This window comes from Actinoplanes sp. HUAS TT8 (assembly GCF_051380535.1).
In the GTDB taxonomy this organism is placed as follows: domain Bacteria; phylum Actinomycetota; class Actinomycetes; order Mycobacteriales; family Micromonosporaceae; genus Actinoplanes.
In genome coordinates this window covers 7,669,211-7,695,226 of the sequence record NZ_CP195646.1, presented here as the reverse complement: position 1 = coordinate 7,695,226, position 26,016 = coordinate 7,669,211, and the positions used below count along the sequence as shown (strand labels likewise).

At 70.2% G+C, this 26,016-nt stretch carries 25 protein-coding genes; 10 read left to right on the top strand and 15 right to left on the bottom strand.

Annotated features, from left to right (window positions below; translation table 11 throughout):
* Positions 1-234: 234 nt before the first annotated feature.
* Positions 235-1,281, bottom strand: a complete 1,047-nt coding sequence (locus ACSHV8_RS33890; RefSeq protein WP_436522496.1) for a substrate-binding domain-containing protein — start codon at positions 1,279-1,281, stop codon at positions 235-237.
* A 61-nt stretch (positions 1,282-1,342) separates the two neighbouring features.
* On the opposite strand from ACSHV8_RS33890, the gene ACSHV8_RS33885 reads away from it, so the two are divergent.
* Together ACSHV8_RS33885 and ACSHV8_RS33880 are read left to right on the top strand one after the other, a co-directional pair.
* On the top strand, positions 1,343-1,786 hold the full coding sequence (locus tag ACSHV8_RS33885; RefSeq protein WP_436522494.1) for a MarR family winged helix-turn-helix transcriptional regulator: 444 nt from the start codon (positions 1,343-1,345) through the stop codon (positions 1,784-1,786).
* An 83-nt stretch (positions 1,787-1,869) separates the two neighbouring features.
* On the top strand, positions 1,870-4,347 hold the full coding sequence (locus ACSHV8_RS33880; RefSeq protein ID WP_436522492.1) for a DUF6250 domain-containing protein: 2,478 nt from the start codon (positions 1,870-1,872) through the stop codon (positions 4,345-4,347).
* Between the two features lie 557 nt (positions 4,348-4,904).
* Here the strand turns inward: ACSHV8_RS33880 and ACSHV8_RS33875 are convergent.
* From ACSHV8_RS33875 to ACSHV8_RS33865, 3 genes are all read right to left on the bottom strand, one after another.
* Positions 4,905-6,176: a WD40/YVTN/BNR-like repeat-containing protein gene (locus ACSHV8_RS33875; RefSeq protein WP_436522490.1), complete on the bottom strand. Its 1,272-nt coding sequence runs from the start codon at positions 6,174-6,176 to the stop codon at positions 4,905-4,907.
* Complete coding sequence (locus tag ACSHV8_RS33870) at positions 6,169-6,672, bottom strand: RNA polymerase sigma factor (protein WP_436522488.1); 504 nt, start codon at positions 6,670-6,672, stop codon at positions 6,169-6,171. Before ACSHV8_RS33870 ends, ACSHV8_RS33875 begins: the two co-directional genes overlap by 8 nt.
* A 95-nt stretch (positions 6,673-6,767) precedes the next feature.
* On the bottom strand, positions 6,768-7,964 hold the full coding sequence (locus ACSHV8_RS33865; protein WP_436537024.1) for an MFS transporter: 1,197 nt from the start codon (positions 7,962-7,964) through the stop codon (positions 6,768-6,770).
* A gap of 49 nt (positions 7,965-8,013) precedes the next feature.
* On the opposite strand from ACSHV8_RS33865, the gene ACSHV8_RS33860 reads away from it, so the two are divergent.
* On the top strand, positions 8,014-8,454 hold the full coding sequence (locus tag ACSHV8_RS33860) for a protein-tyrosine phosphatase family protein (protein ID WP_436522486.1): 441 nt from the start codon (positions 8,014-8,016) through the stop codon (positions 8,452-8,454).
* 9 nt (positions 8,455-8,463) lie between these two features.
* The gene (locus ACSHV8_RS33855) at positions 8,464-9,330 is read left to right on the top strand and encodes a hypothetical protein (protein ID WP_436522484.1); all 867 of its coding nucleotides are present in this window, start codon (positions 8,464-8,466) and stop codon (positions 9,328-9,330) included.
* An 8-nt stretch (positions 9,331-9,338) separates the two neighbouring features.
* On the opposite strand, the gene ACSHV8_RS33850 is transcribed toward ACSHV8_RS33855, so the two are convergent.
* Both ACSHV8_RS33850 and ACSHV8_RS33845 read right to left on the bottom strand, forming a co-directional pair.
* On the bottom strand, positions 9,339-9,536 hold the full coding sequence (locus tag ACSHV8_RS33850; RefSeq protein WP_436522482.1) for a DUF397 domain-containing protein: 198 nt from the start codon (positions 9,534-9,536) through the stop codon (positions 9,339-9,341).
* Positions 9,533-10,375, bottom strand: a complete 843-nt coding sequence (locus ACSHV8_RS33845) for a helix-turn-helix domain-containing protein (protein ID WP_436522480.1) — start codon at positions 10,373-10,375, stop codon at positions 9,533-9,535. Before ACSHV8_RS33845 ends, ACSHV8_RS33850 begins: the two co-directional genes overlap by 4 nt.
* Positions 10,376-10,544: 169 nt before the next feature.
* On the opposite strand from ACSHV8_RS33845, the gene ACSHV8_RS33840 reads away from it, so the two are divergent.
* The 5 genes from ACSHV8_RS33840 to ACSHV8_RS33820 all read left to right on the top strand — a co-directional run bounded on the left by ACSHV8_RS33840 (position 10,545) and on the right by ACSHV8_RS33820 (position 15,047).
* A complete protein-coding gene (locus ACSHV8_RS33840) occupies positions 10,545-10,820 on the top strand; it encodes a hypothetical protein (protein ID WP_436522478.1) in 276 nt (91 codons plus the stop codon).
* Positions 10,801-11,052, top strand: a complete 252-nt coding sequence (locus tag ACSHV8_RS33835; RefSeq protein WP_436522476.1) for a hypothetical protein — start codon at positions 10,801-10,803, stop codon at positions 11,050-11,052. Before ACSHV8_RS33840 ends, ACSHV8_RS33835 begins: the two co-directional genes overlap by 20 nt.
* Positions 11,049-11,285: a hypothetical protein gene (locus ACSHV8_RS33830; RefSeq protein ID WP_436522474.1), complete on the top strand. Its 237-nt coding sequence runs from the start codon at positions 11,049-11,051 to the stop codon at positions 11,283-11,285. Before ACSHV8_RS33835 ends, ACSHV8_RS33830 begins: the two co-directional genes overlap by 4 nt.
* A 201-nt stretch (positions 11,286-11,486) precedes the next feature.
* Entirely contained in the window at positions 11,487-13,127 is a 1,641-nt protein-coding gene (gene argS, locus ACSHV8_RS33825; RefSeq protein ID WP_436537022.1) for an arginine--tRNA ligase, read from the top strand.
* Positions 13,128-13,244: 117 nt separating this feature from the next.
* Positions 13,245-15,047 (top strand): bifunctional metallophosphatase/5'-nucleotidase, encoded by a 1,803-nt coding sequence (locus tag ACSHV8_RS33820; RefSeq protein WP_436522472.1) that lies wholly within the window; start codon positions 13,245-13,247, stop codon positions 15,045-15,047.
* Between the two features lie 71 nt (positions 15,048-15,118).
* Here ACSHV8_RS33820 and ACSHV8_RS33815 read toward each other — a convergent pair whose 3' ends face one another.
* The 5 genes from ACSHV8_RS33815 to ACSHV8_RS33795 all read right to left on the bottom strand — a co-directional run bounded on the left by ACSHV8_RS33815 (position 15,119) and on the right by ACSHV8_RS33795 (position 19,547).
* The gene (locus ACSHV8_RS33815) at positions 15,119-15,856 is read right to left on the bottom strand and encodes a hypothetical protein (protein WP_436522470.1); all 738 of its coding nucleotides are present in this window, start codon (positions 15,854-15,856) and stop codon (positions 15,119-15,121) included.
* Between the two features lie 82 nt (positions 15,857-15,938).
* Positions 15,939-16,796 (bottom strand): MerR family transcriptional regulator, encoded by an 858-nt coding sequence (locus ACSHV8_RS33810; RefSeq protein ID WP_436522468.1) that lies wholly within the window; start codon positions 16,794-16,796, stop codon positions 15,939-15,941.
* A 36-nt stretch (positions 16,797-16,832) separates the two neighbouring features.
* Entirely contained in the window at positions 16,833-18,254 is a 1,422-nt protein-coding gene (locus ACSHV8_RS33805; RefSeq protein WP_436522466.1) for a serine/threonine-protein kinase, read from the bottom strand.
* A gap of 131 nt (positions 18,255-18,385) precedes the next feature.
* Positions 18,386-18,961 carry a YdeI/OmpD-associated family protein gene (locus tag ACSHV8_RS33800; RefSeq protein ID WP_436522464.1) on the bottom strand — a complete coding sequence of 192 codons (576 nt, stop codon included), beginning with the start codon at positions 18,959-18,961 and terminating at the stop codon, positions 18,386-18,388.
* Between the two features lie 49 nt (positions 18,962-19,010).
* Complete coding sequence (locus tag ACSHV8_RS33795) at positions 19,011-19,547, bottom strand: hypothetical protein (RefSeq protein ID WP_436522462.1); 537 nt, start codon at positions 19,545-19,547, stop codon at positions 19,011-19,013.
* 295 nt (positions 19,548-19,842) lie between these two features.
* On the opposite strand from ACSHV8_RS33795, the gene ACSHV8_RS33790 reads away from it, so the two are divergent.
* Positions 19,843-20,193, top strand: coding sequence for an STAS domain-containing protein (locus ACSHV8_RS33790; RefSeq protein ID WP_436522460.1), 351 nt, complete (start codon positions 19,843-19,845; stop codon positions 20,191-20,193).
* A gap of 514 nt (positions 20,194-20,707) precedes the next feature.
* Here the strand turns inward: ACSHV8_RS33790 and surE are convergent.
* From surE to ACSHV8_RS33770, 4 genes are all read right to left on the bottom strand, one after another.
* Positions 20,708-21,559 (bottom strand): 5'/3'-nucleotidase SurE, encoded by an 852-nt coding sequence (surE, locus tag ACSHV8_RS33785; protein ID WP_436522458.1) that lies wholly within the window; start codon positions 21,557-21,559, stop codon positions 20,708-20,710.
* On the bottom strand, positions 21,556-22,500 hold the full coding sequence (locus ACSHV8_RS33780) for a PfkB family carbohydrate kinase (protein ID WP_436522456.1): 945 nt from the start codon (positions 22,498-22,500) through the stop codon (positions 21,556-21,558). The genes surE and ACSHV8_RS33780 overlap by 4 nt, the downstream gene beginning before the upstream one ends.
* Positions 22,501-22,648: 148 nt before the next feature.
* Positions 22,649-23,563: a cation diffusion facilitator family transporter gene (locus tag ACSHV8_RS33775; protein ID WP_436522454.1), complete on the bottom strand. Its 915-nt coding sequence runs from the start codon at positions 23,561-23,563 to the stop codon at positions 22,649-22,651.
* Between the two features lie 227 nt (positions 23,564-23,790).
* Positions 23,791-25,914, bottom strand: a complete 2,124-nt coding sequence (locus ACSHV8_RS33770; protein WP_436522452.1) for a HelD family protein — start codon at positions 25,912-25,914, stop codon at positions 23,791-23,793.
* Between the last annotated feature and the right edge of the window lie 102 nt (positions 25,915-26,016).

The window sequence follows — 26,016 nt, the reverse complement described above, 5'->3', positions numbered from 1 at the left end:
CGCAGAATGCAAAAGGAATCCATGCCGCCGGGGTCGCCGGACGTTTCGCCGCTCTGACCGGCAGCGATGCCGGCCCGGGCAAACGTCAGTGTTAGATGTATCGATTTCCGACCTGTTACCCCGCTCTTAATTGGGGGTTTCGACGAAGGTCGATTCGGAAAACAAAAAAGCCGACCAAATAAATGGTCGGCTACTTCCCGCTGGAAGTATCTTCTCGGGCCCCGGGCGGTGCTGTCAAGACAGCTGCGTCAGGACGTCGAAGTCGACCCCGCGCGCCTCGGCCAGATAGATCCGCTGGTTCACGTGCCGCTGCCGCAGGCGCAGCAGGCCGCGGGGACCCTCGTAGGAGACCGACCCGGCGTGCGCCCCGATCGCCCGTACGTCCCAATCGCCGGCCTGCTCCACGAGCGCGGCCAGCAACAGCACGCCCTCGTAACAGGACTCGCCGAGACTGCCCAGCGGCGGCGCCTCCGGCCCGAACCGCCCGGCGTAACGCCCGTGGAAATCCAGGCTCTCCGGCGTGACCACGCTCGCGAAGAACCCGGCCGTGCTGAACAGGTCGTGGGTGGCCGACGCGCCGCTGGCCAGCAGCATGTTCTCGTCCATCAGGGTGCTCAGGCGCAGGCAGCGGCCGGGCAGCCCGGCCCGCGCGAACGCCCGGTTGAACCGCACCGCGTCCATCCCGACCAGCAGCATCAGCACCGCGTCGGCCGACGACACCTCGATCCGGCGCAACGTCTCGGCGAAGTCGCCGGTGCCCAGCGGCAGGTAGCTCTCGCCGACGACGTGCAGTCCGTTGGTGGCCGCGTAGCGCTGGGCGGCCCGGGCGGTGCGGCGCGGCCAGACGTAGTCGTTGCCGACCACGAACCACCGGCGGGCCGTGCGCTCCCGGGCCAGCAGCCGCATCGCCGGGAACAGCTGCGTGTCCGGGGTCTCGCTGGTCATGAACACGCCCTCGGCGCGCTCGCCGCCCTCGTAGAGCGCGGTGTACACGTACGGCACCCGGCCGGCGATCCGCGGCGCGATCGCCTGCCGCACCGACGAGATGTGCCAGCCGGTCACGCCCCGGACCCGGCCGCTGTCCACCAGCGCGGCGACCTCGGCCGCGACCACTCGCGGGGGAGCGCCACCGTCGACCGGGACCAGCCGCAGCTCCCGCCCGAGCACGCCGCCGGCCCGGTTGACCTGCTCGGCGGCCAGTTGCGCGCACAGCTCGGCGCTCGGCCCGAAGATGCCGGCCGGTCCCCGCAGCGGCACCACCAGGGCGACATCGAAGGGCATGACCCTCATCGTCCTGGAGACGGGCCTCGATCTGAAGCACGGATTGGGTAACATCCCGACGATGCGGGGTCCCACGGATCTTCTGTACCTGCTGACCCGGGCCGAGCGGCTGCTCGCCCGCCGACTGTCCGCCATCCTCGACGCCGAGGGCTGCTCGCTCGACGCGTGGCGGGTGCTCGCCCTGCTCGCCGACGGGAGCCGGTTCATGACCGAGCTCTCCGAGCGGGCCTTCCTGCCGCCGGGCAGCCTGACCCGGCTGATCGACCACCTCGTCGAGGAGAACCTGGTCTACCGCCGCGGCGACGACCTGGACCGGCGGCGGATCAAGGTGCACCTGACCGCCCGCGGCCGGCGGTTCTTCCAGCGGATCGACGCCGAGATCCGGGCCGATCTGGCCGACGTGCCGCTCGGCGACGACCTGGCCGTGCTGGCCGAGGCTCTGGAGGGTCGCCCGGCGTTGGAGGGTCGCCCGGCTCACACTTTTGCAGCGCGGCAAAGCGACTAGCTGCGTCTATGGCCCGGTTAAGTATGTAGACCTTTAAATGTGCGCAAACGTCGATACACACCGACCTCCTACGGTCCGCGGCCATGAGACGCATCATCGCGGCGGCCGCGGTCGGCCTGGTGGCGGCCGGTTCGGTCGCCACGCCGGCCTCGGCCCATCCCCCCGCTGCCTCGGCGCTGCCGACACGGATCGTCGAGTCGCTCGACCGCGGCCTGGTCGCGGTGCCCGGCCAGGACGGCGGCACCTTCCTGAGCTGGCGGCTGCTGGGCACCGAATACGGTTCCGACATCGCCTTCAACGTCTACAAGGGATCGCGGCGGCTCAATCAGCGCCCGATCACCCAATCAACAACTTTCACCGACAAAACCCGATTTGAGGGTACGTACACCGTCCGCGCTGTGGTCCACGGACGCGAGCAGGCGGCGAGCCCGGCGGCGGTCACTCCCGGCGACATCCCGCTGTCCCCGGCGCCCGGATACTACGTGCAGCACGCGTGGCCCGGCGACCTCGACGGCGACGGCCGGTACGAGATCGTCGTCTCGCGACTCTCCTACGACCTGGACAAGCCCAACTACCTGGAGGCGTACACGCTCGCCGGCCGGCGGTTGTGGCGGGTCGACCTGGGCCCGCAGTCGTACCTCAGGCCGGGCGGGAACGCCGCCAACGACCCGCCCCTGGCCGCGATCAGCGGGTACGGCGACGTCGCCGGCTACCGCAACGACGACAACGTCACCGTCTTCGACCTGGACAGCGACGGCCGGGCCGAGATCGCCGTGAAGACCGCGAACGGCACCACCTTCGCCGACGGCGCGGTCGTGAAGTCGGCGAACCCGCTCGACCAGTTCGTCTCGGTGATCGACGGCCTGACCGGCGTCGAGCGCACCCGCGTCCCGGTCGCCCCCGACTTCGTCGCCGACGGGCCCTCCGGCGGACAGTACGGCGTCGGCTACCTCGACGGCGTCCACCCGAGCCTGATCACCAAGCAGGTCACCCGGATCGGCGCCAAACGCGGCGACTTCCGGGTCCTCTTCGCGGCCTGGGACTACGACGGGCGGCACCTGGCCCAGCGGTGGAAGTTCGTCCGCGGCGTCGACCAGGGGATCAGCTTCCACCAGCTGCGGATCGTCGACGTCGACCAGGACGGCAAGGACGAGATCGCCGACGGCAACTACGTGGTCAACAGCGACGGCACGTTCCGTTACGTCGTGGCCGAATCCGTTCACGGCGACCGCTTCCACATCGGCGACCTCGACCCGAACCGGCCCGGGCTGGAGGGCTACGCGATCCAGCAGACCGAGGGCGGCGTCTTCACGAACTTCCCCTGGTACTACTACGACGCGTCGACCGGGAAACGCCTGATCACCGGCGCGCACCCGGACGTCCCGCAGGACGCGACGCTCTGGGACGTCCCGCGCGGCACCACCGCGGACATCGACCCGACCCGTCCCGGGTACGAGTTCTGGGCCGCCACCGCCGACACCGACCTGCCCGGGGCCGGCGTGTGGAGCGTCGACGGCACGCAGATCTCGAAGACCACGCCGAGCGTCAATTTCCGCATCTGGTGGGACGGGGATCTCGGGTCGGAACTGCTCGACAACACGTACGTCGAGAAGTGGGATTGGCGTTCTTCGTCTTCGAAGAAGATCTTCGAGCCGGCCGGTGTGGTCTCCTCGTGGCGCAACGCCGTGCCGTTCTACGGGGACATCCTCGGGGACTGGCGGGAGGAGTACCTGGCCGAGAACGCCGATCACACGGCGTTGCGGGTGTTCACGACCAACATTCCGACCAGTACGCGGTTGTACACGCTCGCGCAGGACCCGGCGTACCGTCTGGGGTGGACCGTCCGGGGTTACCTTCAGTCAACTCTGACCGATTTCTACCTCGGGTTCGGTGGGAAGTTGCCGCCCAGGCCGCGCATCCGGACCACGGCTACCGCCGGTAACGCCTGGCAGGTCGTCACCGCCGACCACTTCACCGGGAGCACCGACAAGTGGTCGGCCGAACTGCAGAGCGGCGGCACCGTCGCGGCGGCAGATGGCGTGCTCGACATCGACGTCCCCGGCGGCGCCTCGGTCTGGCTCAAACAGGAACTCGAAGGGCCGTACGAGATCGAGTACACCGCGACGCCGATCTCCGCCGGCGGGCCGAACGACCATGTCACCGACCTGAACGCGTTCTGGAGCGCCCGCGACGCCCGCTCGCCGGACGACATCTTCGCCACGAAACGCGGCGGGCTGCTCGCCGAATACGACAACCTGACCACCTACTACGTCGGGCAGGGGGCCAACCTCAACACGACGACCCGGTTCCGGAGGTACGTGGGCGAGCCCGGCAACCGGCCGCTGATCTACGACTACACGGAACCGCGGATCGCCGCGAACGTGCCGGTTCACGTGCGCATCTCGGTGAACGGGGCGCGGATCCGCTACTACAGCGACGATCAGCTGGTCTTCGACTACACGGACCCCGCCCCGTACGAAAGCGGCTGGTTTGCCTTCCGCACCGTGGCAAGCCATTTCCACCTGGAGAACTTCACCGTGTGGCGACCGCCGACCGTGTGACACGGCAGGCCGGGACGGCCGATATCGGAAGATCACGTCGCCCGCCCGTGGACAACCGGCCAGTGTGGACAACCTCGGCCCGGCCCCGTCCGGTAGTCACGTTGATCCAGCCGAAGAAGCCGGCGCCGGCGATCACCAAGCACGCACGCCCCATGCTGTCCCTCGCCGGACCCTCAGCCCCAGCCGCGCTGCCCCAGCTGGTCCTGAGGGTTGCTCCGAGCACCCCAAGACGACCCTCAGTACCAGCCGGCTCGCCCCAGCTGGTGCTGAGGGTCGTCTCGGGCAGGGCGAAGCAGCACTGAGCGCCAGCCGGCTGGCTTCAGCTGGCGCTGAGGGTCGTCTCGGGCAGGGTGAAGCAGCACTGAGCGCCAGCCGGCTGGCTTCAGCTGGTGCTGAGGGTCGTCTCGGGCAGGGTGAGGCAGCGCTGGGCGCCAGCTGGTTGGGTTCGGCTGGGGCTGAGGGCTGCCTCGGGCGGGTTGAGTGCCGGCCCGCCGGCGCTTTCCGCTGCGGGCGGCTCGTCCTCCCCCGTATTGAAGGACGAGCCGGCCACGGCGGGCTCAGGGGATCGGGGGGCGCTTCACGTAGGTCCATTCGGCGCCGTCGGGGGAGACCCAGGCGCTGTACTCGTTGTTGTTGGTCGGGATGGTGAAGCCGCCGGGGACGGCGTGCGCGCGGTAGCCGAGCGACGGCCCGACCAGGGCGAACGTATGTCCCTGGTCGGTGCTGCGGTACGTCCCGTGCACACCTTCGACGAGCACGGTGCGGTCGTCGATCGCGAGCACGGTGAGCAGCGGGCCGCCGAGGTCGATCGTGCCGCGGGCCGCCCAGGTGTTCCCGCCGTCGGTGCTGACGTTCAGCACCAGGCCGCCGCCCTTGAGCTCTCTTGCGACGTAGACGGTCCGGCCGTCGGTCGTGGCCAGTTCCGGGGACCGGCCTGCGCCGCCCGGCGGCAGTGACCGTTTGTTCCAGGTCCGGCCGCCGTCCTGGCTGACTTCGATGCCCTTGCTGGTCTGGGTCCAGATTCCGGCGGCGGGCGGGGTGTTCAGAAGCGCCCTGGTCGGGATGCCGCCGCTGGAGGGGAGGGCCGCTATGTCGCCGTCGGCCGGGTCGACGGCGAACAGGCCCTTCCTGGATTGGAAGACCGGCCAGCCCGAGGGCAGGGCGTTGACCGTCCGCACCTTCGCCCGCTGCCAGGTCGCCCCGGCGTCGGTGCTGGCCCAGAAGATCGGATCGGGGATCTTGCCCGGGTCGATGATCTGCCCGCCCGGCAGGTGCGGGCCGGCACCGGCCAGGAGTACGGGACCGCTGGCCATCGTCAGGCCCGGTCCCTCCCATCCGGCCGGCGGCACCGGCATGGGCAGTTTGCGCCAGGTGCGCCCGCGATCGGCGGTGGTGGCCAGCATCGTCCGGCAGGGTTTGACCGCACAGTTCTGGTAGTTCAGGTACAGGTGGTCGACGTCACCGGCCATCAGTTCGGGATACATGCCGGTCAGCGGCTCGTCCGGCACGGTGACGTCCCAGGCGCCGTCCGCCTCGGTGTACGTCGGCTGTGGTTGTGGTTCGCCGCCGGCCTTCGGGATCGTGGTGTGCCAGGGCCGTACGGTCGGGGTTGGCGCGGGGTTCGGCGACGGGTGGTCGCCGCTGAACGAGATCACGGCTGTCCCGCTGCCGAGGGCCACGGCCAGGGCGGCGAACCCGGCGCCGAACCAGTTCCGCCGACGGCGGCGGCGGGCCGAACGGGCCAGGACGTCGGCGAAGTCCGGCTTGGCGGCGGCCGCTGCCGTGGTGGCGAAGCCACGGAAGTCGATCAGGTGTTCCGGCTCAGACATGGCTGCTCTCCATCTCCGCGTCGCGGAGGACCTCGGCCAGCGCGCGGCGCCCACGGAGCAGGCGAACCTTCACGCTCTCGACACTGATGCCGAGGATCGTGGCGACCTCGGCGACCGGAAGATCGGCGATGTGGTGCAGGACGACGGTCTCCCGGGTGGCGCGGGTCAGCTTCTGCAGCGCGGCGACCAGGGCGACGTGGTCGGGGGAGAGCGCCGGGGTGGTGGCGGCGACGGTCAGCCGGCCGGAGCGGGCGAGGCGGTCGAACAGCGCCCGCCGGCGATGCCGGGAACGGGCGATGTTCGAGGCGACCTTGAACAGCCAGGCTTCGGGGTTGGCCGCGGCCCGCACCCCGGCCGGTTGCGCGACCGCGCGGGCGAATGCCTCCTGCACGGCGTCCTGTGCCTCGGCGAAGTCGCCGGTCATGCCGTACAGCTGCGCGACCAGGCGGCCGGCTGAGGCCGCGTAGAGGTCGCGTAGGTCGATCTCGGGATCCACTGGGCACTCCCTGCCAGGTTGATGTCTCCCGTACGACTCACGACAGGCGCGTCAGGTTACACATGGATTTTCCGGTCACACCCGGGCCGGGGTGCTCAGTCGTCGTGGGCGATGTGTTTGGTTTGGGGCCAGAGGGCGACCAGGGCGATCAGCGCGATGACGAAGGCGACGCGGAACGGGGTGGGCACGCCGTAGCGGGAGGCCAGGACGCCGCCGAAGGCGGCGCCGACGACCAGGCCGGCGTAGACGCAGATGATGTTGACCGCGCCGACCCGGCCCTGCAGTTCGGTGGGGACCGCCCGCTGCCGGATGGTGGTCGCGGTGCTCGACCAGACGAACGCGTGCACTCCGAAGAGGAAGAACGTCGGCAGGGCCACCCACGGCGACCGGGTGGTGCCGAGGATCAGGTAGGTGGCCGTCTCGATGATCAGGCCGATCCGCATCAGGTTGCCCAGGCTGATCCGGGCGGTGAGCCAGCCGTAGCCGGCCGTGCCGAGGATTCCGCCGACCGCGCCGACGGTGGTGATCAGGCCGTAGCCGATCGAGCCCAGGCCGAGGACGTCGGTGGCGTAGAGCACCAGGATCGACCAGGCCGCGCCGAAGGCCAGGTTGAAGATCAGGACAATCAATCCGAGGGTACGGACGGCCGGATGCCGCACCACCCAGCGAACGCCCTCGACGACGTCCCGGCGGGCGCCGGCGGCCGACTCGGTACGGCCGTGCGGCGGCAGGATCACCCGGGCCACCATCAGTGTCCCGGCGCCGAGCAGCAGCATCTCGGCGGCCAGCGGCCAGGCCCGGCCGACGGCGAACAGGGCGGCCCCGATGGGTGGCCCGGCCAGCTGGTTCAGGGTGACGAAACCGGCCGTGAGGCGGGCGTTGGCCAGGGTCAGGTCGTCGCGGGACACCAGCATCGGGGTGAGTGTCCCGGTCGTGTTGTCGGCGAACACCTCGGCGGTGCTGAGCAGGCCCAACCCGAGCAGGGCGAGTGTGACCGAGAGCCGGCCGGCGGCGAACGTGCCGATCATCCCGGCCAGGACCAGCATGCGTACGACGTTGGCGGTCACGATGATCCGCCGCCGGTCGTGGCGGTCCGAGAGCACCCCGGCGTACAGGGCGAGGATCAGCGGCGGGGCCCAGGACAGAAACGCGGCCATCGAGATCAGGAACGGGTCGTCGGTCAGCGAGGCGATCAGAAGCGGCCCGGCCGCTCCGGAGATGCCGTCGCCCAGGTTCGTCGACCAGGACGAGGCGACCAGCCAGCGGAAACTTTTCCCGAGACGCGGGGGCAGCACGGTTGCGATCACAAGGCGTGGACATTACGGAATAACATCTCGGATCGTGACCCCATTTACGGGCTGGGAGCCGGATGCCGCCGGGGTGCTGCGGCTGCCGTCCGGGCGGCTGGTCCGTGGCCGTGGGCTGCGCGCGGCCATGCCGACCGGGCATCCGCCCGACTTCGGGGTGTACCTGCTGGGCTCGGCGCCGCCCGAGTTCGGGTGGGAGACGCGCTGGGTTCGCTGGCCCGATTTCTGGGTGCCGGCCGATCCTCCGTACGCCAAATCGGTCTTGATCGAAACCCTGCGCCGAGCGGAGGGTGAGCGGGTCGAGCTCGCCTGTTTCGGCGGTGTCGGGCGGACCGGGACGGCGCTGGCGTGCCTGGCCGTGCTCGACGGGGTGCCGCCGGGGGAGGCCGTCGCCTACGTGCGCGAACACTACAACCGGCATGCGGTCGAAACGCCGTGGCAGAGGCGGTTCGTCACCCGGTTCGCCAAGCTCTAAAGTGCCGGCATGACGATTCTCGCCACCGATGACCAGCACGTCGGTCATCGTTTCGGGCCTCGCGTGCGGCGGTGGATCGCGGTGTTCGTGGTGGCTCTGACCTTCGCCGCGCTGCTGGGCGCGGGTGGTGCGTGGCTCGGCTGGCGGGGTGCTCCGGCACTGCCCGATGATCAGCGGGCCCGGGAGATCGTCGCCGCGATCGTCCCCGGCATGCGGGTGGGCGAGGTCGAGCGGCATGACGTGATCTTCGGGGATCCGGATCCGATGAGCAGCCAACTGATCGCCGGCACGGACGAGTACGACGCCGGCTCGGTCACGCTGGAACCGGCCGGCTCCGCGTCGGACGCCGAAGAAGAGCCGGACGCTGTGGAAACGCCGGTTTTCGCGGCCGCGCTGGACGTCGCGGGAGCGCGGGCCGCGCTGGAACGGGACGGCTGGGAGATCCGGTCGGGGACGACCGTACGGTCGGTGACCGCCCGGCGTGGATCCCTCGAACTCACCGTGTATCAGGACAACGGTCCCGGCGGTGTCGTCTTCCACCGGCCCGAGCCCGCCCTGGTCCGGGTGCTCGCCCTGGTCGGGTGGGGTGCCGGGCTGCTGCTGGGCGGCTGGATCGGCCTGCGCTTCAGCCGCCGCTCGAAGCCCGGGGCGGCCCGGATCCTGGGGCGCACCGGCACCGTCCTGCTGCTGACCAGCACGATGGCGGTCACCGCCGGGCTGCTGCTGCCCTGGCCGCCGCCGATCCCGCCGGACGGGCCGGATGCGCTCTGGGAGCCGTACGTGGCGGTGCCGTGGAAGCCGTTCGTGCTGATCGCGCTCGCCTGCTGGACGCTGGCGGCGGTGCTCCGATGGTCGCCCGCGCGACGCGCTGCCTGACCGGCGGGCTATGAGGCGTCGAACTCGCCGGCCCGGATGCCGCTGAGGAAGTCGGCCCAGGCTTCGGGGGAGAAGCTGAGCGTGCCGCCGGTCCGGTCCTTGGTGTCCCGGACCTGCACCTCGCCCTGGTAGGTGCGCGCCTCCACGCAGTTGTCGCTGCCGTTGCTGCGCGTCGACTTCTTCCAGTTGTTGCCAAGGCCGCTCATGACGCTAACTCCTCTGCGGTGCTACGAAGAATGTCCAGTGATCCGCTCTTGCTCAGGGCTTCCTGCGCCAGCCGGTCGAAGAGGTCGCCATACCAGGCTACCGAGTCCGGGTACAGGCCACCGGCATAGGTTTCGCAGTAGATGACATCATCGCCCTCGGCGAAGCCCAGTATGACGAGCGGCCCCAGCGTTCCGGCATGAGCACCAGCTGAGTACGGGATGATCTGGATATCCACCTGTGGTCGCTGCGCGATCGCCACCAGATGCGTCAGCTGTTCACGCATGACCTCGGTGCTCCCGACCTGGCGATGCAGCACCGCCTCGTCGAGGATGAACCAGGCGGCCGGCGGATTGGGCCGATCGAGAATCGCCTGACGACCTCTGCGTGCATTGATCCGGATCTCGATCTCGTCGGGTCCGAGCCTTGCCAGTCCGTTCTGCAGGAGCGCCCGGGCATAGGCCTCGGTCTGGAGAAGACCCGGCACGGCCGTCGGGCCGAACACCTTGGCTGAGGTGGCCTCGTGCTCGAACGAGATGAGGGTTGCGTACGGCTCGGAGATCGAGGCGGCGAGCGGCTGCCACCAGTCCTTGGTCGTCCGTTTGGTGGTGTCGGCCGCGATCTGCAGTAGTTCGTCAGCGACCTCCGGGGCGGCCGCGTACGCCTGAAGAAGGGCGCGCAGCGTCAGCTGGCGCACGCCGACACGACCACGTTCGAGCCGGCTCAGGTGTGAATCCGAGATGCCCACCGCCTTGGCGGCCTGCTCCAGGTTGAGGCCGACCTGCTCACGGAGCTGCTTGAGTGCGATGCCCAGCTTTCGGCGCGCGGTTGGACTGGCCACGGGCCACAGTGTACGTCGCCCTGATCAACAGGCCATTTATCCGAACTACTGTCCCCGAAAGTGGCTCCAGACAGTTGTCTGGAGCAATGACCGCATGCAACTATGTGTCGGACGGTGACCGAATGATCACAATTCATGATCACGTGGGCCGTTTGTTGGGGGAGGCGCGATGGATGCCGGCCATCTGGCTGTTCGCCCACAGTGGACCGGTCGGGCCTGCGGCGACTCGTGGCCGTGCCTGACCGCGAGAACGAGTCTGCTGTACGAGTACCGCGCCTTCCCGTCGCTGCTGCGGGTCCACCTGTCGACGCGGATGTACGAGGCGTTCGAGGACCTGGCGACTCGGGGCGAGACGCCGCTCGACCTTTATCAACGATTTCTGGCCTGGACTCGCGGAGGGCCGGTCGACCGGAAGGGAATTGATGATGCTGCTGAGATCGGGTGAGGTGCTGCGGGTGGGAAGTGCGGCGAGCGTCCAGTTCGCCGTGCCGATTCTTTTCCGGGTGATTCGCGTGCACGACTGGACGACCTACGACGGCTGGATCTGGCTGGACGGCTATGAGATCAACTCGGCCGGGGACGCGGTGGATCGACGATCCATCTTTGTGCAGGTCAAGGGTTTGCAGCGGGTGACCTGGGGACCGAATGCTCCGGTGTCCGGGAGGTTGGTGCAGTGAGCGAGCAGCGGGGTGATGAGAACGAGCGCTGCTCGTGGTGCGGCGTCGATCGCGAACCACTTCTGGTCGGGGCCTGGGAGATCCGGCAGCAACTCGGGTTGTCCCGGCAGCGCATTCAGCAGCTCGCCGACCTTCCGGACTTCCCGGCGCCCTATCAGCACCTGGAGATGGGCCGAGTGTGGCGGGCGGCGGAAGTTCGGACCTGGATCCGGGAATGGCGTTCGGCCGGGTGACAGCCGGGCGTGACGAGGGGGAGGCTGTGGGGACTCCGGGCGCGATATAGTCCCGGCATGCACAGCAGCTTCAGTGAGCGACGTCGGCGTCCGACAGGCCGCCGCTGAAGTTGTGCACTCCGCCGGCGGGTCGAACCCGCCGGCTGCTGGTGTGATGCTGGTCGACCCGCCTCGTCCGTACGAGGAAATCGGGGTTTGACCTTGAACGTGGAATCTCTTCTGCATGATCGGCTCGCGCCTGCGCTGGAAGCGGTGGCCGGGCATCCGGTCGATCCGGTGGTGCGGTCGTCGCCGCACGCCGATTTTCAGTCGGGGGCGCCGCTGGCGCTGGCCCGGGAGTTGGGGCGGCCGCCGCGGGAGATCGCCGCCGAGGTGGCCGCGAAAGCCGATTTGTCGGGAATCTCGGACGTCGAGGTCTCCGGTCCGGGCTTCCTGAACCTGACCGTTTCCGACAGCCTGCTCACCGCGGCTTTGAAGGCCACCGCCCTCGACGACCGGCTCGGTGTGCCGCGGACCGGGAACCCGCACCGCATAGTGATCGACTACTCCGGACCCAACGTGGCCAAGGAGATGCACGTCGGCCACCTGCGGTCCACCATCATCGGGGACGCGCTGGCCCGGACCGCCGAGTGGCTGGGGCACGACGTGATCCGGGTGAACCACCTGGGCGATTGGGGCACCCCGTTCGGGATGCTCGTCGAGCACCTCACCGACCTGGGCGGTGACGCCGAACATTCGATCAGTGACCTGACCGCTTTCTATCAGGCGGCGCGGGTGAAGTTCGACGGCGACGAGGATTTCCGGACGCGGGCGCGGCTGCGGGTGGTGGCGTTGCAGTCCGGCGATCCGGTGTCGCGGGAGCTGTGGCGCAAGCTGGTGGCGCAGTCCGAACGGTATTTCCTCGACGTCTACCACCGGCTCGGGGTGACGCTCGGGCCCGACGACTTCGCGGGGGAGAGCCGCTACCAGGGCGATCTCGACGGGATCGTGGCCGAGCTGGGGGAGAAGGGGCTGCTGACCGAGAGCGACGGCGCGCTCTGCGCGTTTCCGGACGGGTTCACCGGGCGTGACGGTGTGCCGCTGCCGCTGATCGTGCGGAAGGCCGACGGCGGGTACGGGTACGCCGCGACCGACCTGGCCGCGCTCAGGCACCGGGTGGGCCTGGGCGGGCAGCGGCTGCTCTACGTCGTCGGCGCTCCGCAGCGGATCCACTTCGCCATGGTGTTCGCCGTGGCCCGGGCGGCCGGCTGGCTGCCGGACGGGGTGATCGCCGAGCACATCGGGTTCGGTTCGATCCTGGGCGCCGACGGCAAGATGCTGAAGACCCGGGCCGGTGACACGGTCAAGCTGGCCGAGCTGCTCGACGAGGCGGTCGGGCGGGCGTCGGCGCCGGAGATCGGGATCGGCGCGATCAAGTACGCCGACCTGTCCGGTGACCGGCGGGGCGACTACGTCTTCGACTTCGACCGGATGCTGGCCATCACCGGGAACACCGGGCCCTATCTGCAGATGGCGCACGCCCGGGTGCGGTCGATCTTCCGGAAGGCGGGCGCCGAGCCGGGCCCGGTGACGATCGCCGAGCCGGCCGAGCGGGCGCTCGCGCTGGCGCTGCTCGGCTTCGAGGCGGCCGTCACCGTGGCCGCCGAGCAGGCCGAACCGCACCGGCTCGCGGTCTACCTGCACGACCTGGCCCAGGCGTTCTCGGTCTTCTACGAGCGGTGCCCGGTGCTGCGGGCCGAGCCGGACGTGCGGGCGAGCCGGCTGGGCCTGGCCGACCTGACCGCGCGGACCCTCCACACCGGAATGTTTCTGCTGGGTATCGAGGCGCCGGACGAGATTTGATCAAATTTGACGAGCGGGCAACCTGCTGTTGATCGACCGATGACCCTATCGACCGTTAGGGTGCTTTGTTTGCTGCGCCCACGAGGCGCGCGCATCGAAGACTGCGAAAGGTTCGCTATGACGCTTCCCAACGGCGTATCACGGCGCGGTGTGCTGGCCGTCTCGGCGGCCGCCGCCGCGGCTCCGCTCGCCTTCCCGGGCGCGGCTCAGGCCGGTGGCAAGGGCCACCCGAAGCCCCCGCCGGCGCCGGAGACGTTCCACCTGACCGTCCTGGGCACTTCGGACCTGCACGGCAACATCTACAACTGGGACTACTACAAGGACGCCGAGTACGACGACTCCGCGCACAACGACGTCGGTGTCGCCAAGGCAGCCGCGCTGATCAACAAGCTGCGCTCGGAGGCGACCGGCGGCACGCTGGTGCTCGACGCCGGTGACACGATCCAGGGCACGCCGCTGGCCACGTACTACGCCAAGCAGGAGCCGATCACCACCACCGGTGAGAAGCACCCGATGGCCAAGTCGATGAACGTGCTGCAGTACGACGCGGTCGTGCTCGGCAACCACGAGTTCAACTACGGCCTGCCGCTGCTGAACCTGTGGATCCGTCAGCTCGGTTTCCCGGCCCTGGCCGCGAACGCGGTGAGCGCCAAGAACGGCAAGCCGGCGTTCACGCCGTACGTGATCAAGAAGGTCTCTCTCGGGAAGCACGCGCCGACCCTGCGGGTGGGCATTCTCGGTCTGACCAACCCGGGCGTGGCCATCTGGGACAAGGGCAACGTCGAGGGCAAGCTGAACTTCCTGGGCATGGTCGAGACCGCCGCCAAGTGGGTCCCGGAGATCCGTCGCCGCGGCGCTGACATCGTCATCGTCGTGGCCCACGGCGGCGACAGCGGCGTTTCGAGCTACGGCTCGGAGCTGCCGAACGAGAACCCGGTCGGCCTGATCGCCCAGCAGGTGCCCGGGATCGACGCGATCCTCTTCGGACACGCGCACCTGGAGATCGCCCAGCGGTTCTACACCAACACCAAGACCGGCAAGCAGGTGCTGACCTCGGAGCCGTCCAAGTGGGGCCAGCGGGTCACCAAGATGGACTTCGACCTGGTCCGGGAGCACGGCTGCTGGAAGATCGCGACCTCGGCGTCGGCGACGATCAACACCAACACGGTCGAGGCCGACCCGAAGGTGCTGGCCGTCACCAAGAGCCAGCACAACAAGACGGTCGCGTACGTCAACCAGGTCGTCGCCGCCTCCACCGAGGAGCTGTCGGCCGCGACCTCCCGGTACGAGGACACCGCGATCCTCGACTACATCAACAAGGTGCAGACCGACGAGGTGACCACGGCGCTGGCCGGCACGGCGTACGCCGGGCTGCCGGTCCTGTCGATCGCCGCGCCGTTCAGCCGGACCGCGGTGTTCCCGAAGGGCGACGTCAAGATCAAGGACGTCGCCGGGCTCTACATCTACGACAACACCCTGGAAGCGGTCGTGCTGACCGGTGCCGAGGTGAAGGCCTACCTGGAGTACTCGGCGAAGTTCTTCAAGACCCTCGCCGTCGGTGCCCCGGTCGTCGCGGCCGACATCAGCGACAGCACCATCCCGGACTACAACTACGACATCCTGTCCGGGGTCGACTACGACATCGACATCAGCAAGCCGATCGGCAGCCGCATCACCAAGCTGCAGATCGCCGGCGCCGACGTCGCGGCCGACGCGCAGTTCGTCGTCGCGGTCAACAACTACCGTCGCTCCGGCGGCGGCGCGTTCCCGGGCATCGTGAAGACGCAGGTCTACAACGAGCAGAAGGAGATCCGCCAGCTCCTGATCGACTGGGCGCAGGCCAAGGGCCAGATCAACCCGGCCGACTTCTTCGTCAAGAACTGGCAGCTCGTCCGCGAGGGCGTCCCGGTCACGTTCTGATCATCCGTTCCGCCGAGGCGCCTTTGACGATCAAGGTCAAAGGCGCCTCTTACGTACGGTCACAGCGGGGTTCAGCGCGCCGATTCCCAGTTGCCCCGGACGTCGGCCTTGATGTGCACGAGCGCGGACCGGCCGTCGGCCAGCAGAAACGTGCAGTCGTAGGCCCGCAGCCCGTCCGTGCCCCGGTCGTCGGTGGCCACACAGCCGCCCGACTTGACCTTCGTACCGACCGACTCGGCGATCCGGCCGTCGCCCAGCACCTTCGCCTGCACGGCCGCGGTGGCGGCACTCTCCACCCCGCTGCGGTGGATCGGAACGGCCACGTCCACGACCAGGAACGACCAGAACGCGGCGCCGGCGACCAGGGAGGTCAGGAACGCGATCCAGTACGGGGCGCGCGGGCGGCCGTACGCCTTGGCCCGCCCGGCCCGGCGCATCGTCGGCACCACCCCGAGCACGCTCAGGAAGAACGTCCAGGCCACCACCGGTTTCCACGACGGCGCGTCCGGGCGGGCCTCGCCCAGCACGGCGTGCGGGAACCGGACCAGCAGCTGGCCGTGCCGGTTCTCCGGCGAGCCGTAGGGCGGGACCGCGCCGCCGAACGGCAACGGTCCCGTCTCCACGGTCTCCGCCTCGGCCGCGTGGTGCCCGCCGATCCAGGCCGGGGCCGCGGCCGGCTGCTCACCGAACCACGGCGTCGTCTCGTCCGGCGACCCGGCGGGCCACTCGGTCCGGTGCTCGGTGGACCACGGCGGCGCTGCTGCGGGGTACTCGACGGGGTACTCGTTGTGCGGCGTCTGGATGGTCATCTTGCGGCCTTTCCGGGTAGCGGCTCGGGTGCAGTTCCGTGCCACCCGAGTTCATCGGCCGCGACCGGGCCCGGTTGAGGATTCAGTTGCCGCCGGTTGCATTTCCGGTGCCGGCCAGCGGAACCTGCATCTCGGTGAGCCACTCGTCCAGCTCGGGCGGGCAGTGCAGGTAGACCTCACGGGCATAACCGGGCGGGACCGGCCGGAACCCGTTCTCCTCGATCCAGGTGGCGATCCGCCCACCGGTCCGGAACGCCTCCGACATCGGACCCCGGTGCACCGCGGCGGCCACCTCGACCGGCGGGAGCACCACGACGTCGAACCCGGGCTCGGTGACCACGGCGTCCCCGATCGGGAAGGCCGCGTGCGCGGTGATCGTCTCGTCCTCCGGCCCGGTCGGCGCCGGCCGGTAATAGGCCAGCGGGGAACCGGTGACGGTGATCCCGGTCCGCCCGATCATCTCCTCCAGGCGCGGATAGAGCGGGGTCAGCACCTCGGTGATGGAGGTGGGATGGTCATACCCCAGCGCGGTGGCCGACAACTCCACGACCCGCAGCGCCGGGATCTGCTTACGGACGACGTCCTCGGTGTTCATGTGACCCTCCGTCTCGATCATCCGGAGACGCGCGTCGACCAGGGCGAGGCGAGCGTTGTCCCGCTCCACCTGCGCCGCCAGCTCGGCCCGCCGCAGCCGCAACATCCCGCGCAGCTCACCGGGATCCACCTTCTCCTCGATCATCACCAGCACCTGCTGGAGGCTGAAGCCGAGGTCCTTGAGGGCGAGGATCCGGTTGAGCCGCAGCAACTGCTCCGCGGTGTAGAAGCGGTAGCCGCTGTGCGGGTCGACGTGGGCGGGCCGGAGCAGACCGAGGGCGTCGTAGTGGCGCAGCATGCGCACCGACACCCGGCCCAGGCCGGCGAAGTCTCCGATACTCAACATGGCGACCTCACCGTCCCGTCTGACACCGTGTCAGGGTCAACCCCCGGTGTTCGGCTCCACCGGCGTGGTCGGCGAGGTGCTGGTGGCCGGGCTGCTCGGCGGCGCACTGCTCGGCGCCGCGGACGACGGCGTGGCCGACGACGGGGCGACGCTCGGCGGCACCGACGTGATCGAGACCGAGGCCGAGGGACTGGTCGCCGACGGCTTCGGCTTCCGGGTCTTAGACGGCTCGGTCGTCGGGGCCTCGGTCTGCACCGGCGCCTCGGTCTCGGCCGGGAACGTCCCGTCCTGGGTCTCCGGGACGATCGGGGCGGTGTTGGTGCCCTTGTTCTGGCTGGCGTCGGCCGGATCGCCGTGACTGCTCACCGCCCACGCGATCCCGAGGCCGCCGGCGACCACGAACAGCGCGATCACGGCGATCATCAGGCCACGCTGGGCGAACGGCTTCTCGGGCACGCGCACCGGCGGCGGCATCGGCGGCGGGGACGGCGACATCCGCGGACGGTTCATCGGCGGCTGCGACGCGGGCCGGGGGACCGGGGCGGTCGGATAGGCCCCGGACGGGCTGACCGGCACCGGGCTCTTGGGCGCGAGCAGGGCGGTCCCGGTGAGGCGCTTCCAGTCCTGCGGGCTGCCGACGGCCGCGTAGGCCGCCTCGGCGAACTCGGCCGCGCTCTCGAACCGGTCGGCCGGCTGCTTGGCCATGGCGCGGGAGATCAGACTGCGAACCTCGTACGGCACGTGGTCGGGGAGCGGGTCGGGCTCGTCCTCCAGGTGGCGCAGCGCGACCTGCAGCGCGTTGTCCCCGTCGAACGGCGGGCGGCCGGCGATGCAGTGATAGGCGACCGCGCCCAGTGCGTACACATCCGTGCCCGGGGTCAGGTTGCCCTTGGCGACCTGCTCGGGAGCCATGTAGAGAGCGGTGCCGACGATCGCGTTCAGCCCGGTCATGCTGGTCAGCGCGTTCGACCGGGCGACACCGAAGTCGATCAGGATGACCGCGCCGGACGGCTTGACGATCAGGTTGCCCGGCTTGATGTCGCGGTGGACGATGCCGGCCTCGTGCGCGGCGTGCAGCGCGTCGGCCGCCTGAGCCACGATCGACAGGGTCTCGGCGACCGGGATCGGCCCCTGCTTCACCCGGTTGGACAGCGGCTCGCCCTCGACGAACGCCATCACCAGGTAGGCGACCTTCTCCGGCCCGCCGGAATCGCCGGCCTCCGCGTAGTCGTAGACCTCGACCACGCCCGGGTGCCGGAACGCGGCCATCATCCGAGCCTCGCCGTAGAACCGGGCGGCGAACTCGGGATCGTCGAGCATCGCGGTGCGCAGCACCTTCACCGCGACGGTGCGCCCCAGCACCACGTCGGTGCCACGCCACACGTCACCCATGCCACCGGTCGCGATCCGTTCGTCCAACCGGTAGCGGTTGTCCAGGAGATGTCCCGCACTGAGCACCAGGTGGACCTTTTCTGATCGGGCGGCCGGGCCGCTGACGAGTTCTGATCGATCTTTGATCAACTTCTGATCAACTCCGGATCGACCTTTGATCGAGCGCAACGCCGCTCAAGAGTACAGAGCCCGGCCGATCAACGGGAGGTCAGCGGCGGCACCCTTTGCCCGGCCGCGGAATCGGCGATGAGCTGGGCAAGACGGCGTTCGCGGGTCTCCGCGCGCTTCGCGCTCAACACCCAGTGCGTGGCCGACCGCCGGTACGCCGCCGACTGTGCCCGAAACCACTCCCACGCGGCCGGTTCGGCCTGGATGCGGGCGGTCTGCGCGGCGTCGAACTCGACCGGCGCGGCCTGCTCGTACGAATACGCGCCGCTGCGATCCAGCCGGCGCTGCTCGAAGGCCCGCTGCCCGGCCGGGCGCAGCAACCCGCGCTCGGCCAGCTCGGCCATCTTCGCGATGTTCACCTCACTCCACACGCTGTTCTTGCGGCGGGGAGTGAAACGGACCTGATAGCTCCGGTCGTCGATGCGCCGGGCGATGCTGTCGATCCAGCCGAAGCAGAGCGCCTGCTCGATCGCCCCGGGATGGGAGACCCCGACCTCGCCGGTGCCCTTCTTCCAGTAGCCCACGAACAGCTCGGGGGCGGTCTCGTGGTGCTCCTCGAACCAGACGCGCAGAGCGGCGGCGTCGGCGAAGAAGACGGCGGTCATCGCCACAGGGTATGGCGGCCCGGCTCGGCCGCCATACCCGCTTTCCCACCTAGTGCTCGTCGCCGTACGTCGGAGTGACCACCAGCGCGGTCTCGGCCAATTCGAGCTGCTCGCTCTCGGCCTCCCGCTCCAGCGCGGCCCGGGCCGTCGTGGCCGCGACCCAGCCGGCCGCCAGGCCGAGCAGGCCGACCCCGGCGATCAGGGCCCACGGACGGCCCGCCTTGTGCCCGGCCAGCGCGTTGGCGGCGGCGTTGGCGCGGCCCCAGGCCTCGTCGGCGGCCCGGTTGGCCCGTCCGGCGGTCTGGGTGGCCCGTCCGCTCACCTGGTCGGCGAACTTGTGACCCTTCTTACTCGCCCGCCGGGCCAGCTTGTGGCTCCGCTTGTCGACCCGGGCGGCGAGCTTACGACCGCTCCGGCTCGTCCGATCAGCCAATTCGTGGCCGCGGCGGCTCGCGCGATCGGCCGTCGTGGCAGCCTGCCTACCGGCATCCCGGGCGCTCTCGCCCGCGGACGCCATGGCGTCGGACAAATACTCCCAGGCCTGGGTGGCTGTCCGTTCGGCCTGGTTCTTCCTGGTCGCGAACATCGTCGGTTACCTCCTGCGCTCGCCCTGCACTCCGATTCGTGCCCCGATGGGGGCCACGGCAAACGTCCGGTATGGACGGCATCACAGTTCGAAAACGATTTGACGTCCCGCAGTACTGTTGACCCGGCTCACACGAGCCACTCAGGTGTCTAACAGGTTCGGGGCCTAACCTTTCGGTCAGTTTCACCGAACCTTCCGGGGGTAGTCCGTCCCACCCTGATCTCAGGGTGGTCGTGCCGACTCGCGAACACAGGAACAACGCCCGGAACGACCCGGGCGGGTGGAGGGAAGAGGCGTGACGCTGTCGATAACGACGTCGACGCTCGCTGATGGCGCCGTCGAGGTCTCGCCGCGCGGCGAGATCGACGTCGAGAACGCGTATGAGATCCGAGAGGCCGTCGCGGCCCAGCTCAGCGAGGGCACCCCGGCTCGCATCGAGCTCAACATGCAGCATGTGACCTTCATCGACTCCGTGGGCATCAGTGCACTCGTGGCCGCCTTCCAGCTGGCCGGCGTGAGCGGAGTCAAGGTGGTCGTGACCCGGCCCAGCCGGTTCGCACACAAACAACTGTGGGTCACCGGCCTCCTGGGCCTGTTCGGCAACCCTCAGCCCCACCAGGACGACGCCGCACTCTCCGGCGCCTGACACGGCACGCTCGGAACGGCCCGGTCCCGCTCGGCGGGGCCGGGCGTTTCGTTGTTTTTGCTGGTCAGTGGTTCGCGGGTTATCCACAATTCTGGTTGTCCACAGGCTGTCCACACGATCTTGGGTGTTCGCGGGACAATGGTGTGCGGAGCTGCCCCCAGGGTGGGTGGGCCGTACAGTTCCGCCCGCCAAGATCACCGCACTTCAAGATCACCGCACTTCAAGATCGCCCCGCCAGCCCCGCTGGCCCTGCGTCGATCCGGGAGCAGCGCCTCCGGCCCCGCGCTGACCCGGCCCCGCGCTGACCCGGCCCCGCGCTGACCCGGCCCCGCGCTGACCCGGCCCCGCGCTGACCCGGCCCCGCGCTGACCCGGCCCCGCGCTGACCCGGGGCCGTGCCGAGCCCGGCTGAGCGGTGTCGGGCGGGGCCGAGCCCGCGGCGGGCAAGCCGGTGCCGGGTCGGGCCATGGCTGGGCTGGGCTGAGCCCCGGCCGGGGTGGGCCGCGTTGGGGTGGTTAGAGGGCCGGCGTCTGGATGCGGATGCCGTCGACGTTGATGCGGATTCCGGTGTCCTCGTGCGGCGCGCGGATCGGCGTGACCACGGCGAAGTTGTCGGCCAGGGCGGCCAGATCGGTCCCCGGGTCCATTTCTTCCTCGGCGGCCTGGACGGCCGTGCGGACGAAGCCGTCGCCGGCTTCGGCGATGCTCATCTGGACCTGGCCGAAGCGGGCCAGGGATGCCTGTTTGAGGCCGCGGATGCCGTCGACGTGCAGGTCGGGGACGTTGAGGTTGAAGACGGTTCCGGGTGGGGTGTGCAGGAGGGCGGGGAGGATGCGTACGGCCAGTTCGGCGCCGCTCGCCCAGTGGTGTTGTTCCTCGTCGGCCTTGTGGATGGCGTCGATGGCGGCGCCGCCGCTGGCCGCGGTGGCCTGGGCCGGGGTGAGGACGTCGAGGGAGACGGCGAGGCCGCGCAGGCCGGCGTGGGAGGCGGTGAGGGTGGCGCCGACGGTGCCGGAGTGGACGACGGCCGCTCCGGCGTTGGCGCCGCGGTTGATGCCGGAGACGACCAGGGCGGGGGCGGGGCCGAACGCCTCGCGCAGGGCGAGCAGGACGATGTAGGCGGGGGAGGCGGCCACGCCGTACGCGGGAATGTGTTTGGCCCCTTGAATTTCCCGGGGCTCGGAGACGATCTTGCCGTCCTGCACGACGGCGGTCATCGAGGCGCTGCTGCCGCTCGATTCGCTCAGGGGGGCGGCGACGACCACGTCGTAGTCGGCGTGCGCGAGGGCCCGGGCCAGCCAGCGGATGCCCGGCGCCTCGATGCCGTCGTCGTTGGTGATCAGGATGCGCAGGTCGCGAGGGGTCATGATGCCTTCTTGATCGGGGTCAGCCGGACTCGTTCGGTCAGCACCCGGACGGCGTCGACGTGCCCGGTGCCGAGGCCGTGCCGGGTGACGTTGAGGGCGCCCGCGGCGGCGCCGGTGCGGACGGCGTCGGTCATCGAGCCGCCGCCGGCCAGGGTGGCGGCCACGCCGGCGGTCATCGAGTCGCCGGCGCCGCGGTGTTCGGCGGCGGTCAGCCGGGGCAGCGTGACCGTGTAGATCTCGTCGTCGATGAGGGCCAGCGCGCCTTCGTCGGCCCGGGACACCAGGACCGCCATGGCGCCGTCCTTGTTGATCTTCATGAGGGCGTTCATCAGTTCCCGGGTGGAGCCGTCGGCGGCCAGCCCGTCCTTGATCAGCTCCTCGTGACTGATCTTGACGACGTCCAGGCCGGCCGTGAGGACCTCCTCCAGGTAGCGCCCGCACAGGTCGGCGATCACCCGGCAGCCGTTCGAGCGGAGATCCGCGGCGAGACGTCCGTACACCTCGGGTTTGATCACCGAGGGGTGGGCCGGGCCGCTGAGGATGGCGATGCCGGCGCGCAGGCCCTCGGCCAGGGTGAGGTTGTAGAGCTCGTCCAGCTCGTGCCGGGAGAGGGGGACGCCGGGGCGCTCGGCGATCTCCTGGCGGCTGCCGCTGCGGCGGTCGTGCACGTACCAGCCGGTGCCGTGCTCGCGGTGGACCAGGCGGATGGTGACGCCGGACAGCTCGGACATCAGCGGGGCCAGCACCCGGCCGACCTCGCCGCCGGCGGCCGTGCAGAGCGTCACCTGGGCGCCGAGCGAGGTGATCATCCGAGTCTGCCAGATGCCCTGCCCGCCCGGGTGTACGTGCAATTCGGGCTCGTCGTGGTGTTGCTCGATGGTCACCGTCAGCTGTGGGGCCGGCGCGAAGACCATGACCCGGCCGTCACTCATGATTCGCATTCTCATCTTTTTGCGCATCCGGCGTGGCGGATCCCAAAAAGAACAGAAGCGACCGGGGTGGCCGGTTTCCGGCGTACGCGTCACGGGTCCGCCTCTCACACCGTCCTGACCGGATCCTCCGTCATCGATGTGATGATCGCCATCCCGGTCACCAGCTCGTGGGGGTGCAGTGCCCGCCCACACCGGCCGGTTCCACCTGAAGGGTGGCGTGGTCGATGGCGAACTCGTCGTGCAGCGCCTCGCGGGCCACGGTCAGGACCGTGCCCAGTTCGGCGGCCGGCTCCAGGCTCAGGTGGGCCGAGGCGACCTCCATGCCCTCGGTCAGCGTCCAGACGTGCAGATCGTGCACATCGCAGACGCCCGGGACGGCGGCCAGCCGTTCCCGGACCGCGGCCACGTCCACGTGCTCGGGTGCGGCCTGGACCAGGATGCGCACCGCCGAGCGGCCCAGCGCGAACGTGCGCGGCAGGATCATCAGCGCGACCAGGACGGCGACGATCGGGTCGGCGTAGGCCCAGCCGGTGAGCCAGATCACGACCGCGGCCACGATCACACCGGCCGAGCCCAGCAGGTCGCCGAGGACCTCCACGTACGCCCCGCGGATCCCGATGTTCTCCTTCGCGCCGGATCGCAGCAGCGCGAACGCGACCAGGTTGGCGGCCAGCCCGCCGACCGCGACCAGCAGCATCGCGCCGGCCGGGACCTCCGGCGGGTCGGTGAAGCGGCGCATCGCCTGCACCACCACGAACACGGCGACCAGGGTCAGCAGGGCGGCGTTGGCCAGCGCGGCCAGCACTTCGAGACGGTAGAGCCCGAACGTGCGGGCCGAGTCCGACCCGGCCCGCCCGGCGGCGGTGATCGCGGCCAGGGTCATCGCGATGGCCAGCACGTCGGTGAACATGTGACCGGCGTCGGAGAGCAGCGCCAGCGAGCCGGTGATCCCGGCCGCTGCCGCTTCGAGCAGCATGAACCCGGTGAGCAGCCCGGCCGCCCACCACAGGCGGCCGCGGTGCCGGGCGCCGGCGTGCAGGGCCCGGGTGCCGTGGTCGTGACCGGCTCCCATGTCTCCACCTTCCGTCGTCGGGTGGGCCGTCGCCAAGGTATGCGTACATCGCGATGTGTGCATCGACGGCCGGCCGACGACCGGAGCCGGCTCATGACCGGATGAACCCTGACGGCGGTGACGGTAACCGCCACATGTGTCCCGGCGGTGGAGACGCCCGAGTTGATCAGCACAATCACCCGGCCGAGGGTCGGGGCGCCTCGGACGGATCGAGGCGCCCCCGGAACCTACGGGTGCCAGTCGGGGTCGGTGCCGACCGTGGTGAGGCGCTGGGTGGCCCGGGAGAGGGCGACGTACAGCGTGCGGACCCCGGCCCGGTCGACCGCGATCTCGCCCGGCTCGACCAGGACCACCGCGTCGTACTCCATACCCTTGGCCTCCAGCGCGGTGACCACCTGGACGCGTTCGGGCAGGCCGGTCACCCAGGCCGCCATCTCGTCGCGGCGGGCCACCGGCGCGATCACGCCGATCGTCCCGTCCACGTCGGCCAGCTGCTTCTCGGTCAGGTCGCGGACCGTGCCGGGCAGCGCGCCCGGTGCGGCCACCACGTCGACCGGGTCGACCCCGGTGGACCGGACCGCCGACGGCAACGGCAGGTCGGGCAGGATCGCCCGGATCACCCCGGCCGCCACCGCGAAGATCTCCGACGAGTTGCGGTAGTTGGTGGTCAGCGCGTAGCTGTTGCGCTTGCGGGTGCCGAGCGCCTTCTCCCGGGCCCGGTCCAGCTCGTCCGGGTCACCGGACCACGCGGTCTGGGCCGGGTCGCCGACGATCGTCCAGGACGCGTACTGCCCCCGGCGGCCGATCATCCGCCACTGCATCGGCGAGACGTCCTGCGACTCGTCGACCACGACGTGGGCGAAGTCACGGTAGTCGTCCTCACGCTGCAGGTGCGCGGTCCGCTGCGCGGCCTGGCGGTCGGCGAACGTGGAGACCTCCTGCACCCCGTCCCGTACGTGGAAGGGGTTCTTGCTCTTCTTCTGCGCCTGCCGCGGGCGGCCCATCAACTCGTCCAGCTCGTCCAGCAGCGCCACGTCGGCGATCGTCGGACCGTGCTCGTCCAGCCCGTCGAACGAGCCCTGGAGGGTTTCGATCTCCTCACGAGACAAGACCCCGTTCGCGTACGACCTGAGCCGCCCCCGATCGGCCAGCCAGCGCAGCACGCGCAGCGGCGTGAAGCGGGGCCACCAGGCCCGCAGGAAGTCCCGGAAGTCGCCGCGGTCGGCCAGCTCGGCCTCGAACTCGCGCTTCTCCGGCAGACCCCGCAGCTTCTGGTCGCGGGCCTGGGCCCAGAGCGCGTCGAAGAGCCGGTCGAAGCCGTGCCCGCGCACCTCGTTGCGGCGGGCGCCCCGGGGCAGGGCCTTGCGGCGGATCTGATCCAGCTGGTTCGCGTCCAGCCGCAGCAGCGCACCCCGGTAGAGCAGGCGCAACTCGGTGGGGGCGCCCGGCACGGCGTCGTGCGAGGCGCGTTCCAGGACCCGGCGCATGCGCAGCGAGCCCTTGATCGCGGCCACCTCGCCCGGGTCGACCCGGGTCGCGTCCCAGCCCGGCACCAGCGAGCCGAGCGAGCGCAGCGTCGCCGTGTCCTCGCCCAGCGACGGGAGGACCGTCGCGATGTACTCCACGAAGACGCCGGACGGGCCGACGACCAGGATGCCGCCGCCGGCGAACCGGCTGCGGTCGGAGTAGAGCAGGTAGGCGGCGCGGTGCAGGGCGACTGCGGTCTTGCCGGTGCCCGGGCCGCCGGTGACGATCGTCACGCCGCCGGCCGGGGACCGGATCGCGTCGTCCTGCTCGCGCTGGATGGTGGCGACGATGTCGCGCATCCCCTTGCCGGTCGCCTTGGAGAGGCTGGCCAGCAGCGCGCCGTCGCCGACGACCCGCATGCCGGGCGGGGCCGACTCGGGATCCAGCAGGTCGTCCTCGATGCCGGTGACCCGCTCCCGGCTGGACTGGATCATCCGGCGCCGGATCACGCCCAGCGGCTCGGCCGGGGTGGCCCGGTAGAAGGCGGCGGCGGCGGGGGCCCGCCAGTCGACGACCAGCGGTTTCGAGCTGTCGTCGCGGATACCCATCCGGCCCACGTAGTGCGTGGCGCCGTCCAGTTGATCGAGGCGGCCGAAGACCAGCCCCTCGTACTCGGTGTCCAGTGCGTGCCGGCGGCGGGCCGCGTGGAAGACCATCGCGTCGCGCTCGACCAGGGCGCCGAACGTGCCGACCCCGGCGAGCTGATAGCCCTCCTTCTCGGCGCGGGACGCGTCCTTGCGCAGCTCGACGAGACGGGCATACACCCGGTCCACGTGCTGCTGCTCGACCGCGATCTCCTGTTGCAGGACGGTGGCGTCGCTCAAGTCGGTCGTTCTCCCTTTCATGCGCACCACCAGCGCTCGCGCGAAGGGGGCAATCGAACTTACTCCCGCCCCGCAAACCGCGTCGAAGCGGCCTGGTGTTTG

Excerpts from the sequence above, each read along its gene's own strand:
- ACSHV8_RS33855 (WP_436522484.1), top strand. The coding sequence starts at position 8,464 with ATGACGATTCTCGCCACCGATGACCAGCACGTCGGTCATCGTTTCGGG.
- ACSHV8_RS33880 (WP_436522492.1), top strand. The coding sequence starts at position 1,870 with ATGAGACGCATCATCGCGGCGGCCGCGGTCGGCCTGGTGGCGGCCGGT.
- ACSHV8_RS33800 (WP_436522464.1), bottom strand. The coding sequence starts at position 18,961 with ATGACCGCCGTCTTCTTCGCCGACGCCGCCGCTCTGCGCGTCTGGTTC.
- ACSHV8_RS33850 (WP_436522482.1), bottom strand. The coding sequence starts at position 9,536 with ATGAGCGGCCTTGGCAACAACTGGAAGAAGTCGACGCGCAGCAACGGC.
- ACSHV8_RS33810 (WP_436522468.1), bottom strand. The coding sequence starts at position 16,796 with ATGTTGAGTATCGGAGACTTCGCCGGCCTGGGCCGGGTGTCGGTGCGC.
- ACSHV8_RS33815 (WP_436522470.1), bottom strand. The coding sequence starts at position 15,856 with ATGACCATCCAGACGCCGCACAACGAGTACCCCGTCGAGTACCCCGCA.
- ACSHV8_RS33875 (WP_436522490.1), bottom strand. The coding sequence starts at position 6,176 with ATGTCTGAGCCGGAACACCTGATCGACTTCCGTGGCTTCGCCACCACG.
- ACSHV8_RS33835 (WP_436522476.1), top strand. The coding sequence starts at position 10,801 with ATGCTGCTGAGATCGGGTGAGGTGCTGCGGGTGGGAAGTGCGGCGAGC.
- ACSHV8_RS33795 (WP_436522462.1), bottom strand. The coding sequence starts at position 19,547 with ATGTTCGCGACCAGGAAGAACCAGGCCGAACGGACAGCCACCCAGGCC.
- ACSHV8_RS33820 (WP_436522472.1), top strand. The coding sequence starts at position 13,245 with ATGACGCTTCCCAACGGCGTATCACGGCGCGGTGTGCTGGCCGTCTCG.
- surE (WP_436522458.1), bottom strand. The coding sequence starts at position 21,559 with ATGACCCCTCGCGACCTGCGCATCCTGATCACCAACGACGACGGCATC.
- ACSHV8_RS33840 (WP_436522478.1), top strand. The coding sequence starts at position 10,545 with ATGGATGCCGGCCATCTGGCTGTTCGCCCACAGTGGACCGGTCGGGCC.
- ACSHV8_RS33775 (WP_436522454.1), bottom strand. The coding sequence starts at position 23,563 with ATGGGAGCCGGTCACGACCACGGCACCCGGGCCCTGCACGCCGGCGCC.
- ACSHV8_RS33890 (WP_436522496.1), bottom strand. The coding sequence starts at position 1,281 with ATGCCCTTCGATGTCGCCCTGGTGGTGCCGCTGCGGGGACCGGCCGGC.
- ACSHV8_RS33885 (WP_436522494.1), top strand. The coding sequence starts at position 1,343 with ATGCGGGGTCCCACGGATCTTCTGTACCTGCTGACCCGGGCCGAGCGG.
- ACSHV8_RS33780 (WP_436522456.1), bottom strand. The coding sequence starts at position 22,500 with ATGCGAATCATGAGTGACGGCCGGGTCATGGTCTTCGCGCCGGCCCCA.